Genomic DNA, 14345 nt, shown 5'->3' on the forward strand with positions numbered 1-14345 from the left:
AAGTAAATGCCAAAACTTTATCTTAAAGTTTATGCTGATTCAAATATTTTTGTAATAAATGAATTTCTTCACGAGCATTATTTGCAGTCTTGAAATCATATTTTTTTGTGGCATTTTCTTTTATTTCGATTAGCTTATCAATTTTATTTTTAACAGTAAACAAAAGTGATTCATCAAAATCTTTAAATTCAAGTAAAATCGTTGAAATCCTTTCTAATTCACCAAGATTCTCCGAAGTCAATTCCAAACTATCATATTGTTTCTTTAAATCTTGCTCCTTTGCCACTAATTTATTATTGATGTCTTTTCTAATTAGCCGAAACTTATTTGCCTCTTCTCCGTAGCCAAATTTTATAATATTAAAATGCTCTCTTTCTTGGCTTTTGATAAGTTCTAAGCGTAGCTTTAATATTTGGTAGGTAGAATTATGTTTGAGGTTTTTCATTTTTAAGGTTTTAAAAGTTTTTCATTTTATAAATTTTTCTTTTCGATAAAAATCACAATATAAAAAACCTGTTGAGGTTAATTTTGTTTTGTTTCTTAACTCATAATAAATATTGCCTATTAAATCACCATTATTGGTCGGAGTAAATTTAACAAGTCTGTCTTTTCCCTCAAATCCAATAGCATCAAAAATAATAAATTTTTTATTATCAGTATCTAAAACAGTAATTTCTTGATAAAGTAAATAAGAGGCTTTTAATTCAGTCGCTACTAAATCCTCTTCAGGGTGAGTAGGGCTTATTGATGTACCCGAAGCATACAAAGAGGTTGTATTAATTGCTTGTATGACCAAATATTTGTCATCCGTTTCTTCTTGAATAACTACATAATAGTAACGTTGGATGGCAGTTTTTTTTAAACTGCACCTTTCACAAAGTATTTGACCTAATTTGAATTTATTTTCCATTGTTTACTGACTGATATGTTTTTTTAATCTTAGATAAGGTGTTTGGATGCAATCTTACTATTGTGGCAATTTCAGATTGTTTATATCCTTTTTCTATTAAGTCAATGGCTTTTTTAACTTTTGGTTTGTTAAGAAAGTCTAAATTGGATAGTGAAGTTCCTTTAGCACGTCCTTTGTATGTTCCTTTTGCCTTTGCTATTGCAATTCCTTCTAACTGACGCTCACGAATAAGGTTTCGTTCCATCTCTGCTACAACACCAAGTATGGAAATAATCATTTTAGAAATCGGGTTTTCTTTATTGTCGTCATCTAAAGTTCGTAAACCTTGCTGACTAAATTCAATGCAAATCCCCTTTTGACTAAAATACTTAATTGAATTCAGCACATCAAGTAGGTCTCTCCCGAATCTATCGATTGAGTGCGCCGAGATTTTGGTTACTTCATTTTTGGCAACCATCTTTTCAATGCGTTTTCCTCCTTCTCTTTCAAAAAACGGTATCGAACCACTGCAAGTGTCTTCAATAATAAAATCGAAATCTTTGGTGTTTTGAACTTGGCGGTCATTGCGTTGCGAAATGCTTGAAATCCTCGAATATTTTATATGCATATTTCACATTTTTAGGTTGGGGTATATACATACCCTATTATTGTTTAAAATTTACTGTTTTGTCTGCTAAAAAGGTTCTTGGCAATATCATTTACCAATCACAATTAAAAGTGTACTCTAAAAATCATCGCTTTAAAGTGTTTTTAAGTTCTGATATGTTTTTAATGGAATAATTAAACACTTTGGCTAAGAAGCCTATTGCCAAAATTCCTGCAATCGCAGAAACGCTATAAACAGCATACTTAATATATTTACTGTTTGAAATCTGCTTCTGTAATTCTTTGTTTATATCGAATGCGAGATTAATCTTCTTTTCTTGTTCTTTCATAAGGTTTGTATATTTTTGTCATTAAAATTACTGTTACTCCAAAAATTAAAATAATGGCAATTAAATCAATATTGTTAGTCTGTTTGTTTGTTTCTAAAACCCCTCCATTTTCTTTTATAAATATTTGTTGAGAATTTAGCAAGTCGTGTTTAAATAAATCGTTTATCTTCATATCTTTTTATTAAAATTTTATCGTTTGTAATATAAGTAAGTTGAATATCGTACATCAAAAAACTTTTTAACCCATTTTCTTCAATTATGCCTGTACATAATGAAAAATCGTATCGAAGTTTCTTTAAAATAATCTTTTCAATTTCCAAGTAATCTGTTAGTCCAATTAGCTGAGTAAGTATCTTATAGTTTTTAAATAATAATCTGTTAGTTTTGTTGATATAAGCAAACATTTTTCTATACTTTCTGTTATGCCATTTTGAACGTGCTTTGTTGTTCTCAAACCTTTGGTTATTTCTTTTAGGTGTAAACCAATTTCCACTCTCTTTACATTGCGTTATATTCATTACTTTAAAGGTTCTAAAACGTTCTAAAACGTTTTTATTGATGTAATCTTGTTATTTTATTCCTCTATGCTTCTTTTTAAAAAAGTTGTTTTTCCATTGAATTTTAAACTTCTACCATACACTCGTTTTCGTTTACCTATGTAATAGATTTTTTTCTTTAAAAGGTAATTCATAATGTTACGTTTGGATTCTACAAAACTGCTATGAACTTTTTTATTTTTAATCGTTAATTTTAGTTCTTTTGGTAATGATTTTCCTTTACAATTAATTCTTGGAGTTGCTATGACCAAATGGAAGTGCATCCCCTCATTTTTGCCCTTATCTACTAACCAAACGTAACCTAATATTTCAGTTTTTATTTTGGGCAAACTTCTTTTCAATTTTCTAATAATATTTGCCGTTTTTTCGTCAACCGAAAAATCAAATCCAACCTCTATCATTGTATAAAGTTTGTTACAATCATAAACTCTAAAAAAATCCTTTATTATTTCGTTACGTCTGTACTTCATTAGTTGGACGTCATTCCGAATAAATTTCTCTAAAGTCGTCCTGTTTAAAAAAGTCGTTTCCCTTGTTGGTTGTCTTTCTGTATTGGTATAGTTAATTGCTATTGGAGAAGAAGACCTTTTGGAGAGTTGGGATGTAAATATAAATTGGGACATTTTAGCGAAATTTATTGTTGAATTTAGGTTTAATAGAATTTAGGTTTTCTTCGGTTACAGTTTCAGCATAAACTAAAACATCTCCATTTTCACCTAACTTAAATCCTTTAATCTTTCCATCTGCTAAATACCTCGAAATACTTCTAACTGATTTTCTTAGGTAAGCACCTGCTTCTTTTTTTGTCCAAAGTAATGGCATTGAACTTTGCTCTTGTGTTTCCATAATTTATTTTTTGTTTTTAGTTATGGGAACAAATGTAGAGGGATTAAATTGTATGATAAAGCGAGAATCGTTGAAGAAAATAACGATTTTATAGTTTTTCTAACGAAAAAAAATGGAGTTTTTTATCTTCGTATTCTTTACTTGCTTTTTTAGGAGTAGCGTGTGGACTTTTGAGAGGATGTGTAAAATTAATTCGATAGGGAGGTTTACTAAGTAACTGCTTAAAATGTTCGGGTTTTATGTCGTTATCTAAAAATTTATCACCTTTCATTTTAGTATAAATACAACTGTATTTTGTTAGAATAGATTTGTTTTTATAAAATTCTTGATTTAAATAATTAAAAAAATCAAATGCTTGTGTTGAAGTAAATGACTTTTTAAGATTGGTTTCACCCATTGAAGAGTCTAAAAAAGAATTCTTTTTGGCTTCGTAAACAACTTTAAGATTTAATATTGAATTTGATAATAAGTTTTCATTTACGATTGATAAAGCATCAATATTATACTTGATACATTCTAAGCAAATAATGTCTATGATTTCTTGAAAAAACTCTTTAAAAATTTTAACTAATTTGATTTCGTCTTCTACTACATCAACAATTTCTAATTCTTCGACTACTTTGTCTTCTTCATTTGTCACTTTTATTACAATACCTAATTCTTCTTCTTCAAAAATAACAGAAAGATAATTATGGTATATTTCAGAAATTGAGAAAAAATAATTTTTAATTAAATCACTCTTTTCCAACAATGAAAGACCAAATAAATTTTTTGAAATCTCCTCTCTAAAGTAATTGGCACATTCAATTAAGTGCTCATCTAAATTATTAAAGTCATTATTTTTCCATTCTAATCTTTCAAAAATTAGATTAGGCAAGTTCATTATTTTTTCAAAAACATTATGTTTCACTTTAATTATATATCTTGCAGTAAAGTTATGATAATGGCGCAAAATAGTCACACGAAGATAATAAAAAATCCCGAAACCTTGTAAATCAAGTGTTTCGGGATGTTAAGTGTGACCTTGACTGGATTCAAACCAGTAACCTCTTGAGCCGTAATCAAGTGCGCTATTCAGTTGCGCCACAAGGCCTTTTTTTATGAGTGCAAATATAGTTATATTTGATAAACCTGCAAATCTAATTTGATTTTTAAATCTAAAAATTATTATTATTGGCTAAGACATTATTCATCCTTCTTTTTGTCTTCAAAACTAAACTCTCGCAACTGTGGCGCTTTAAAGAACGTAAAAGCAACAACTCCAAGTGTTAAGCATCCGCCAACAACTACAGCTCGAACTGTACCAATATAATGTGCCATAACACCACTTTCAAAATCACCAAGTTCGTTGGAAGAGCTTACAAACATGGTATTCACTGCAGAAACTCGTCCACGCATTTCATCTGGAGTCACTAATTGTAGAATGGTACTTCTGATAACTACACTCACGGCATCAAACATTCCAGAAAACAATAACATAAAAAAAGAAAGGTAAAAGTTGGTAGAAATTCCAAACACAATTATTGATAAAGCAAATCCAGTTACGCAGATAAATAATTTTCGTCCAGGATAGGTTTTTAAAGGAAGAAATGCCAACAATCCCAAGGTCAGCAATGCTCCTATTCCCGGAGCGGAACGCAGTATTCCAAATCCCATTTCGTTGACATGAAGAATCTCTTTTTGATACACCGGAAGTAAAGCAACAGCGCCTCCAAATAAAACCGAGAACATATCCAAACATTGCGCTGCTAAAAGGGTCGGTGTTTTTAAAACGAATCGCACTCCTTCAGTAATACTTTGCATAATCGGTTCTTTTACTTTTTTTAATATCGGTTTAACCGAAATATATAGAATCGGAAAATAGAGAACAATCATAATTCCGAATACCGTAAAAAGTCCAGCTGGAATTCCAAACCAAGCAATTGCAAATCCAGCAACTAGAGGCCCAAGAACAGCACCCATCTGCCAAGCCATACTACTCCAACTCGTCGCATTGGCAAAATGTACTCTTGGAACTACCAATCCAAATAATGAAAACATGGAAGGGCTATAAAACGAGCGCAAAACACCACCAAGAAAAACAAAAAAATAAATAAAACTGACAATCTTAGTAGTAGAAAAATTTTGATGTGTTATTTCAAGCGCCCAAATGGCCAAAGAAAAAGCAATAAGTATATATCCGGACAAACACAAGAGCACCATTTTTCGCTTTTCGTTTAAATCAACATAATGACCTGCAATTAAGGAACATCCGATAGCGGGAATAACCTCAGAAAGACCAACTATACCAAGAGAAAGTTTATCGTTTGTGATATGGTATACCCAATAATACAAAATCGTAGATTGCATATTTAGGGCGAATATAATGCCGAAACGTGCCGTAAGATAAGCTTGAAATTCTTTGATTTTGAGTGATGGATTTTTATAAAAAAACCCGGAGACCTTTGTCGTTTCCTGATTCATACTTGCTAGAAAATTACTCGGTAAAATTAGTTGTTTAACGTAAATAAAATAAATACATAAACATGTTTATACCAATATTAACATAATAGAAAATAATAGGTCCAAAAAAACGCTTAGTTTTACGCCTCCAAAAAAAGAACTATGTCATCAGATTATATACTTGACGAACAATTCAAAGACATCAACTTTGAAGAAATAGCTATCAAATTCAAAGAATACGAAAACTGCACTTTTCACAATTGTGACTTTACGCAATGCACGTTTCAGAGTGTTTATTTTATAGATTGCACTTTTTTTGATTGCAATTTTAATGATACAAAAATCAATTATGTGTCGCTACGTGGCGTTCAGTTTAACGGATGTAATTTTACCAATGTCAACTTTGCAATGACCGATCAGGTAATTTTTGAGTTTAGTTTTAAAGATTGTTTATTGGATTATGCCAAATTCTACGCACTAAAACTTAAGAAAATGCAGTTCATCAATTGCAGCATGATTGCTGTAGATTTTATGGGAAGCGATTTAACCGAAGTGCTGTTTGATAACTGTAATTTAAGAAAAGCCGTTTTCATTGACACCATTGCCAACAAAGCTGATTTTTACACCAGCTACGATTACACTATCGATCCCGAGAAAAACAAGCTTAAGAAAGCCATTTTTTCTACAGACGGATTAAAAGGATTACTTGGAAAATATGATTTGGTTATAAAGTAAAAACTAAAAGTCTATTGTTTGAGTTTGTCTGACTGAAATTTAGAAAAATTTGAGTTAGAAAAAAAATAGCCACAGATTCACAGATTAAAACATGATTTAAAATCTGGGAATGTGTGGCAAAAAAAAGAAACTAATTTGAATTGACCGAAAGTCGATTAGCAAATCTATGTTATAATTTACTAATGTAACTTCCGTATAAGTCTTTGAATTGATAGCCTTCTTCTACTCTATCCTTGCTTAATTTATCATATTCTACTAAACCCCACAGCACAAATTCTTTTAAGAAATTTTTGTCTTCCAATGGGATTTCAGGTTGGTATTTCTGAATTAAATCTTCTAACGGTTTCACGTCATCCAATTGTTTTTTGTATTCTGCATCCGATGCATCATCTAATAATTCAAACCCTGATTCTGTAAAGAACCATTCCAAAACTTTTGCAAATGGACTAGCATCGGCATCGCGTTCCAATTTTTCAATTTTAGGAAAATAAGCCGGAAAGAAAGTATGAATCGCATCACTAATTAAATGTTGTGCCACTACTGCAGCGCCTTCTTGTTCTCCTTCGTAAACCAATTCTACTTTACCTGTAATGGCTGGAATAATGCCCATAAAATCAGATAATCGAACCGTAGTTTTATCAGTTCCAGATTTTAATGCTCTACGTTCAGCGGTGCTTAGTAAATTTTCGTAAGCTGTTATGCTCAAACGCGCACTAACGCCACTTTTATTGTCAATATATTCGCTCTCACGAGCTTCAAAAGAAATTTGTTCTAATAAATCTTTGGCCAAATTTGGAACATGAACACTCTCCGATTGTTTGGTATCCAATTTTGCTTCTTGATGTGTAATGGTTCTTGCAATAGCGACATTTTCAGGATAATGTGTTAATATTTGTGAACCAATTCTATCTTTCAGAGGCGTTACGATGCTACCACGATTGGTGTAATCTTCTGGATTTGCCGTAAAAACGAATTGCATGTCTAATGGCATGCGTAACTTGAAACCACGGATTTGAATATCGCCTTCTTGTAAAATATTGAACAATGCAACCTGAATCCTTGCTTGTAAATCGGGTAATTCGTTGATTACAAAGATGCAACGGTTGGCTCTCGGAATCATTCCGAAATGAATTACGCGATCATCAGCGTAGGATAATTTCAAATTTGCTGCTTTTATTGGATCCACATCACCAATTAAATCGGCAACTGTTACATCGGGCGTAGCTAATTTTTCTGAAAATCGTTCACTTCTATGAATCCATTTTATTGGAGTTGCATCTCCTTTTTCAGCAATTAAATCTTTAGCAAATCGAGAAATCGGACTCAATGGATCGTCATTAATTTCAGAACCTTCAACAATAGGCATATATTCATCTAACAATTCAATCATCTTACGCGCCAATCTTGTTTTGGCTTGACCACGAAGACCCAGTAAATTGATATTGTGACGTGATAAAATTGCACGTTCTAATTCTGGAATTACGGTATTTTCAAATCCGTGAACGCCTTCAAAAACCGGTTTACCTGATTTTATTTTCTCACGTAAATTTTCACGCAATTCGTCTTTAATACTTCTGGAAACATATCCAGATTTTACTAATTCTCCTAGTGTTTTTATGTTTTCTATTTTCATGTTTTTTTATTTAACCGCAAAGTGCGCAAAGTCCTTCGACAAGCTCAGGATGACAGCGCAAGGTTCGCTAAGTTTATTTATTTTTCTAAAATCTGTAATCTACTATCTGACTTCTATTTAATCTTCTTCTTTCTATTGGTTTCATAATCTTCAAAAATCATTTCGCCCAAACCTTTTAATCCGGTGTAAAAAGCTTTTCCTTGATTGGCTTCGGTAAACTTATTTACAAATTTTTGTAGATACGGATCATTCGCAATCATGAAAGTTGTAATCGGAATGTGCAATTTTCTGGCTTGCGCGGCTTGATTGTAACATTGCTCCACAATATATTCGTCTAAACCATTCGAATTCATATAATAGGTGCCATCTTTTTCACGAATACAACTTGGTTTTCCGTCTGTTATCATAAAAATCTGTTTGTTGGTATTTCGTTTTCTGCGCAACATATCCATAGCTAATTGCAAACCTGCAACGGTATTCGTGTGATACGGTCCCACTTTTAAATAAGGCAAATCTTTGATTGCAATGGGCCAAGCGTCATTTCCAAACACCAAAATATCAATCGTGTCTTTCGGATAACGGGTAGTGATTAATTCGGCTAAAGCCATTGCTACTTTTTTGGCGGGTGTAATTCGGTCTTCGCCATAAAGAATCATGCTGTGGCTGATGTCAATCATCAAAACGGTGCTCATTTGCGCCTTAAATTTCGATTCTTCTACCACCAAATCATTCTCTGTTAAACGAAACTCTTCTACTCCGTTATTAATTTGTGCGTTTCGTAAACTTTCGGTCAAAGAAATACTTTCGAGTCCGTCACCAAAATGATAATCGCGGAATTCTCCTGTTTGCTCATCGCCGCTTCCTGAATATTTGGTTTTGTGATTGCCAGTTCCAGATCGTTTTAAATTTCCGAAAATTTGATCCAATGCTTGTTGTCGAATGGCTCTCTCCGTTTTTGCTGTTATTCCGGTTCCAGAAGTTCCATCGTCTTTTAATTCTTCACGGATGTATCCCTTTTTCTTTAAATCCTCAATAAAATTATCAATGGTATAGGCTGCATCGGTGAGTTTATATTCCACATCCAATTGGCGTAACCAATCGATTGCTTCCTCAAAATCACCAGAGGTATGTGTAATTAATTCCTTGAAAATTTCAAATAATTTATCAAATGGGGATTGAAATGGAGCTTCGTATTTTTTGAAGAAAAATCCTTTTTTAGTGTTCTTTTCCATATTGTATAAAATTACTATTTTAAATAGAAGTTGTTGTAGAACGAATACTAATTTTTAGTTAAAGTAAATGAAGAAAAAGTGTAGTGCTCTTTATTTCGTAAAAACCCTATTTTCTTGTTCAATAACTCTAATAAATGTAGTTCTTTTGGTTAATTCTTTTAGTTTAGCCGCACCGACATAAGTACAAGTACTTCTGATTCCACCAAGAATATCGTGTAAAGTATCAATTACATTTCCTTTAAACGGAACCTGAACGGTTTTGCCTTCACTCGCACGATATTCAGCAACGCCACCGACGTGTTTTTTCATTGCGGTTTCTGAACTCATTCCGTAAAACTGCTTGAACTTTTCGCCTTTGATTTCAATTATTTCTCCACCACTTTCGGTATGACCAGCAAGCATTCCTCCCAACATTACAAAATCAGCACCAGCTCCAAAAGCTTTGGCAACATCGCCCGGAGTGGAACAACCGCCATCACTAATGATATGTCCTCCAAGTCCATGAGCCGCATCAGCACATTCAATAATTGCAGAAAGTTGAGGATAACCAACACCTGTTTTAACGCGCGTGGTACAAACGGAACCTGGACCAATTCCGACCTTTACAATATCAGCACCTTCCAAAAGAAGTTCTTCTACCATTTCACCCGTAACAACATTTCCGGCGATGATTACTTTATCTGAATATTGTTTACGTGCTTGACGCAAAAAGTCTACAAAATGCTCTGAATAACCATTGGCCACATCAATACAAATGAATTTTAGTTGTGGATTGTGTTCAAATATTTCGGCAATTTTTTTAAAGTCATTTTTACCTGTTCCGGTGCTCACTGCAATGTAATCGCAAATATCTTTAGGAGCTGATTTAATGAAATCATTCCATTCTTGTACGGAATAATGTTTGTGAATTGATGTAAAAAGTTTTTCTTTGGCCAAAGCCAACGCCATTTCAAAAGTTCCAACGGTATCCATATTGGCAGCCATGATTGGAATTCCCGTCCAAGTCATAGTACTATGCAGAAATTTAAAATCTCGTTCCAAACTAACTTGCGCCCTACTATTTAAGGTAGAACGTTTTGGGCGGATCATGACGTCTTTAAATCCTAATTTTATATCGGTTTCAATTCTCATTTTGTCTAAAATTCTATTGTTGTAAATCTATTATTTAAAGGAAAAAATTCGAAGATATTAAAAATAATGTTGGTTTATAAATCTATTCTAGCTTATAATTTTGCCATCTTCCATCGTAATAATTCGGTTGGTTCTATCAGCGAAATCTTGGTCATGAGTGACAATAAGCAATGTTTGTTTTTCATTAACTGTCAATTTCTTGAAAATATCAAAAACCATATCGCTGTTTTTTTTATCTAAATTACCTGTTGGTTCGTCACCCATTATGATTAATGGATTATTAATCATGGCTCTGGCAATAGCAACGCGTTGTTTTTGACCGCCACTCAATTGGTTGGGCATTTTCAAAGCTTGATCTACTATATCTAACGTTCTCAGATGTTCCATAGCATTATGCTCAATTTCAGCATTGGATAATTTACCCAATTTCATTCCAGGCAGCATCACATTTTTTAACACATTATATTCCGAAAGCAAATAATGAAACTGAAATACAAAGCCAATTTTTTCATTTCTTATTTCGGCCAATTGCTTGTCCGTTTTTCCCGTAACTAATTGATCATTAATTGAAATTTGTCCTTCATAATCGGTATCCATTGTTGATAATAAATACAATAAAGTCGATTTCCCGCAACCTGATTTTCCAACAATCGAAACAAATTCACCGTGATTGATGCTCATATCAATTTGCTTCAAAACCTGAAATTTTACGGGGTCATAGAAGTATTTGGTTAATCCTTTTGTTTCTAAAACTACGTTACTCATTTTATTTCTATACTAGTTATTTCCCTCTAATAATTTCTACAGGATCCACTTTACTGGCTTTCAAGGCAGGAAATAGTCCAGCGATTGTTGTGGTGATCAATGCAAATACAATTCCGATCACATAAAACATTGGATTATAATTTATAGGATACGTCTTTATTGTAGGTAACGATGCTGTTTCAAACGGAATACTATCGATAATAGAAGAAAAGATATAGCCAAAAATCAATCCGAAAATACCGCCGACAATTCCGATAATAAGTGCTAAGGAAATAAAAATCCATTTTACATCATTACCCGAAAAACCTGTGGCTTTTAGAATGGCAATACTGTCCATTTTTTCAAAAATCATCATGTTTAGAATATTATAAATTCCGAAACCTGCTACAATAAGTAACACTATACCAACGGCATACGATATGATACTTCGCACAGAACTTCCAGTTTCAAATTGCGAATTGGCCGTTTGATAATCAATGGCATCTAAATCGAATTTATTCTGAAATTCCTTGGCGACTGCTGGGGCACTTTTCATAGCGTATAATTTGACCTGAATATCGGTAACATAATTTGTAGATTCACCCAATAATTTTTGCGCTGTTGCCAACGAAGTGTAACTCATCGTATTATCAAATTCGGCAATACCCGATTGTGAAATTCCAATGATTTTTAACGAGGCTAAATTACCTTTGGCTGAAGTTACTTTAATCACATCACCTTTGGCAAGTAACATTTTATCTGCCAAACCTTTACCTATTATAATGCTGTTATTCTGAACCAAATCAGCAACTTTGCCTTCAATAATATAATCACTTACTTTGAATAACTTTTCTTCTGGCACAACGTCTATGCCATCAATAACTCCTGAAATTTCGATGGTTCCCGAATTAAAAAAAACGGGTACATTAATTTTCGGAGCAACATCAATAATGCGTTTATCTTTCTTTAAATAATCAATGATGGCTTGACTGTTATAAATGGCTTTTCCTCTGTCTTTTGGTTTAACTGAACTAATAAAATTAGTACTGTTTTTATATTTTTCTGAAAGTAAAATGGGTTGATCAGCTGTCGGTTTTATTTCGTTGTAAAGCCGAACATGTGCGGTTCTGTTCAGCATTAATCCATCTAATAAATCATTCAAGCCATTCATAAAGCCATTTAGCGCAATAAACATAGCAATCCCAAAAGTAACACCCACAGCGGCAACCACCGTTTGTTTCAATCGGGCACGCAATAAATGAACCGCTATGTTTAAGATGAGTTTGAAGTTCATTATTTGGGTCTATAAATGGTTTCTTTAGCAGTTAATCCCGCCAAAATTTCGACATTTTGATAGTCGCTTAAACCAACTTTTACTTTTCTTTTTTTGTCTTTATTCACTAAAACGTATTCGCCATCAATCAGATAACTTTTGGGAATCGTCAAAACATTTTTTCTGCTTAGAATAACGATATTGGCTTCTGCTGTCAGATTTGGAAACAATTTTTCTGGCGGATTTGAAAAATGAGCTTCAATTTTAAAGGTTCTCGAACGCTCATCCAGTATCGGATAAATTTTGTCCACAGTAGCTTCAAAAACTTTTCCTTTATAACTGTCCATAGAAACCAACATTGTTTGGCCAATTTTCACACGCACCATATCGTTTTCATCAACATCCAGTTCAAGCAAATACGAATTCTTTTTTCCTATAATTGCCAAAGGTGTTTGAGGCGTAATCATGGCACCTTCTTTTACCAAAATATCAAATAACTCACCAGAAAATGCACTTTTAATATTAAAATCATTTTCCGATTGTTGACTAATTTTTAAGTTATTGTTATTTCTACTTTGATCGCTTTTTAATTGCGCTTTTAGTTGTGACAACTGCTTTAAGGCTGATTCATAACTGGATTTTGAATTTTTATACGTTAGTTCAACCCTTTCATAATCAACTTCAGAAATAACATTGTATTGCTTGATGTTTTTATTTCGATTATATACCGATTTATCTAAAGCCAGTTTGTCTTTAGCGATTTGGACTTTGGTTTCCATTTCAGAAATTTTATCTTGTATATACCGACTATTTCCTTGACTTAATTCGTAAGCCAATCTAGCATTCTCAGTATTCAACGACGCCTTTTCGCTTTCGATTTCAAACAAGGATTGCCCCTGAATAATAGTTTCGCCAACGACGGCATTTATTTTTTGTAAAACACCATTAACCGTTGAGTAAACTGTGTATTGATTTTCAGATTTAACCACACCAGAAGCATAGACACTTTCGGTAACGCTACCTTTTTGGGGTTGTAATTCGCCATTGTCTTTTTTTGAACAAGAAACAATAAGAAAAAATGTGGTATAGAAAAGAATATTTTTGAGTTTCATCAAAGATTATGAATTGGATTTATCCAAATTTACGATAATTAGCACTCTAAAATGATAATATATATCATAAAAAATCCCTCAAAATGAAGGATTAAATTTTTAACCGTGAATGGTTTCTTTGTTTCCGTAATTGGCAATCACTGCAGCTTCAAAAGCAATCCATTCGCGCCACCGTTTTTCAACGTCAATTCCTTCGCCATATTTTCGAGCGTAAGTTATAAACGTAGTGTAATGTCCGGCTTCGCTTTCCATCAAATCTCTGTAGAATTTAGATAATTCTTCGTCTTTTATGTTTTCAGAAAGTACTTTAAAACGTTCGCAGCTTCTTGCTTCAATCATAGCCGAAAAAAGTAAACGTTCTACCAATCCGGAAACGCGGCTTCCTGTGTAGCTTTGCTTCATGTATTGCGCAAGTTCATTCACATATTCATCCTTGCGTTCACGACCCAATTTGAGTCCGCGCTTCTTAATAATTTCATGAACCATTTCAAAATGTTCCAATTCTTCTTTAGCCAAAGCCAGCAAATCGGTAACCAAATCTTCGTGTTCCGAATTAATTGTGATGATTGTTATAGCATTTGTAGCTGCTTTTTGTTCACACCAGGCGTGATCTGTTAAGATTTCCTCAATGTTTTTTTCTACAATATTTACCCATCGCGGATCGGTTGGCAATTCTAATCGGAGTACGCCCATTTTTTATGGTAAGGTTTAGAAAGGTTAAAGGTTTAAAAAAGGTTAAAGGGTTAAAAAATTGGAGACAAACTTAACTTTTACACCTTTAACCTTTTAAACTAT

General features: G+C 33.0%; 18 protein-coding genes and 1 tRNA gene. 1 reads left to right on the forward strand and 18 read right to left on the reverse strand.

Going from position 1 to position 14345, the window contains the following annotated elements; all coding sequences use genetic code 11:
* Positions 1-22: 22 nt before the first annotated feature.
* The 11 genes from PSU83_RS11420 to PSU83_RS11470 all read right to left on the reverse strand — a co-directional run bounded on the left by PSU83_RS11420 (position 23) and on the right by PSU83_RS11470 (position 5711).
* Positions 23-445 (reverse strand): hypothetical protein, encoded by a 423-nt coding sequence (locus tag PSU83_RS11420; RefSeq protein ID WP_300589584.1) that lies wholly within the window; start codon positions 443-445, stop codon positions 23-25.
* Positions 446-466: 21 nt separating this feature from the next.
* The gene (locus tag PSU83_RS11425; RefSeq protein ID WP_300589585.1) at positions 467-910 is read right to left on the reverse strand and encodes a hypothetical protein; all 444 of its coding nucleotides are present in this window, start codon (positions 908-910) and stop codon (positions 467-469) included.
* Positions 900-1517: a recombinase family protein gene (locus tag PSU83_RS11430; RefSeq protein ID WP_300589586.1), complete on the reverse strand. Its 618-nt coding sequence runs from the start codon at positions 1515-1517 to the stop codon at positions 900-902. The genes PSU83_RS11425 and PSU83_RS11430 overlap by 11 nt, the downstream gene beginning before the upstream one ends.
* A 124-nt stretch (positions 1518-1641) precedes the next feature.
* Positions 1642-1845, reverse strand: coding sequence for a hypothetical protein (locus PSU83_RS11435; protein ID WP_300589587.1), 204 nt, complete (start codon positions 1843-1845; stop codon positions 1642-1644).
* Positions 1820-2017 (reverse strand): hypothetical protein, encoded by a 198-nt coding sequence (locus PSU83_RS11440; RefSeq protein WP_300589589.1) that lies wholly within the window; start codon positions 2015-2017, stop codon positions 1820-1822. Before PSU83_RS11440 ends, PSU83_RS11435 begins: the two co-directional genes overlap by 26 nt.
* On the reverse strand, positions 1995-2363 hold the full coding sequence (locus tag PSU83_RS11445; protein WP_300589590.1) for a hypothetical protein: 369 nt from the start codon (positions 2361-2363) through the stop codon (positions 1995-1997). The genes PSU83_RS11440 and PSU83_RS11445 overlap by 23 nt, the downstream gene beginning before the upstream one ends.
* A 56-nt stretch (positions 2364-2419) precedes the next feature.
* A complete protein-coding gene (locus PSU83_RS11450) occupies positions 2420-3025 on the reverse strand; it encodes a hypothetical protein (protein WP_300589591.1) in 606 nt (201 codons plus the stop codon).
* A gap of 1 nt (position 3026) precedes the next feature.
* Positions 3027-3248, reverse strand: a complete 222-nt coding sequence (locus PSU83_RS11455; protein WP_300589592.1) for a hypothetical protein — start codon at positions 3246-3248, stop codon at positions 3027-3029.
* Positions 3249-3336: 88 nt separating this feature from the next.
* Entirely contained in the window at positions 3337-4158 is an 822-nt protein-coding gene (locus PSU83_RS11460; RefSeq protein ID WP_300589594.1) for a hypothetical protein, read from the reverse strand.
* A gap of 109 nt (positions 4159-4267) precedes the next feature.
* Positions 4268-4341: transfer RNA gene (locus PSU83_RS11465), tRNA-Arg, on the reverse strand.
* A 92-nt stretch (positions 4342-4433) separates the two neighbouring features.
* Positions 4434-5711 (reverse strand): MFS transporter, encoded by a 1278-nt coding sequence (locus PSU83_RS11470; protein ID WP_300589595.1) that lies wholly within the window; start codon positions 5709-5711, stop codon positions 4434-4436.
* Positions 5712-5852: 141 nt separating this feature from the next.
* On the opposite strand from PSU83_RS11470, the gene PSU83_RS11475 reads away from it, so the two are divergent.
* Positions 5853-6425, forward strand: coding sequence for a pentapeptide repeat-containing protein (locus PSU83_RS11475; RefSeq protein ID WP_300589596.1), 573 nt, complete (start codon positions 5853-5855; stop codon positions 6423-6425).
* Between the two features lie 169 nt (positions 6426-6594).
* On the opposite strand, the gene PSU83_RS11480 is transcribed toward PSU83_RS11475, so the two are convergent.
* From PSU83_RS11480 to PSU83_RS11510, 7 genes are all read right to left on the reverse strand, one after another.
* Complete coding sequence (locus tag PSU83_RS11480; protein WP_300589598.1) at positions 6595-8058, reverse strand: magnesium chelatase; 1464 nt, start codon at positions 8056-8058, stop codon at positions 6595-6597.
* Positions 8059-8171: 113 nt separating this feature from the next.
* Positions 8172-9290, reverse strand: a complete 1119-nt coding sequence (locus tag PSU83_RS11485; RefSeq protein WP_300589599.1) for a VWA domain-containing protein — start codon at positions 9288-9290, stop codon at positions 8172-8174.
* 90 nt (positions 9291-9380) lie between these two features.
* Complete coding sequence (locus PSU83_RS11490) at positions 9381-10421, reverse strand: GMP reductase (protein WP_300589600.1); 1041 nt, start codon at positions 10419-10421, stop codon at positions 9381-9383.
* 87 nt (positions 10422-10508) lie between these two features.
* The gene (locus tag PSU83_RS11495; protein WP_300589601.1) at positions 10509-11186 is read right to left on the reverse strand and encodes an ABC transporter ATP-binding protein; all 678 of its coding nucleotides are present in this window, start codon (positions 11184-11186) and stop codon (positions 10509-10511) included.
* Between the two features lie 16 nt (positions 11187-11202).
* Positions 11203-12459, reverse strand: coding sequence for an FtsX-like permease family protein (locus PSU83_RS11500; RefSeq protein ID WP_300589603.1), 1257 nt, complete (start codon positions 12457-12459; stop codon positions 11203-11205).
* Entirely contained in the window at positions 12459-13550 is a 1092-nt protein-coding gene (locus PSU83_RS11505) for an efflux RND transporter periplasmic adaptor subunit (RefSeq protein WP_300589621.1), read from the reverse strand. The genes PSU83_RS11500 and PSU83_RS11505 overlap by 1 nt, the downstream gene beginning before the upstream one ends.
* 99 nt (positions 13551-13649) lie before the next feature.
* On the reverse strand, positions 13650-14243 hold the full coding sequence (locus PSU83_RS11510; RefSeq protein WP_300589604.1) for a tRNA-(ms[2]io[6]A)-hydroxylase: 594 nt from the start codon (positions 14241-14243) through the stop codon (positions 13650-13652).
* Positions 14244-14345: the final 102 nt, after the last annotated feature.

This window comes from Flavobacterium sp. (assembly GCF_029945805.1).
In the GTDB taxonomy this organism is placed as follows: domain Bacteria; phylum Bacteroidota; class Bacteroidia; order Flavobacteriales; family Flavobacteriaceae; genus Flavobacterium.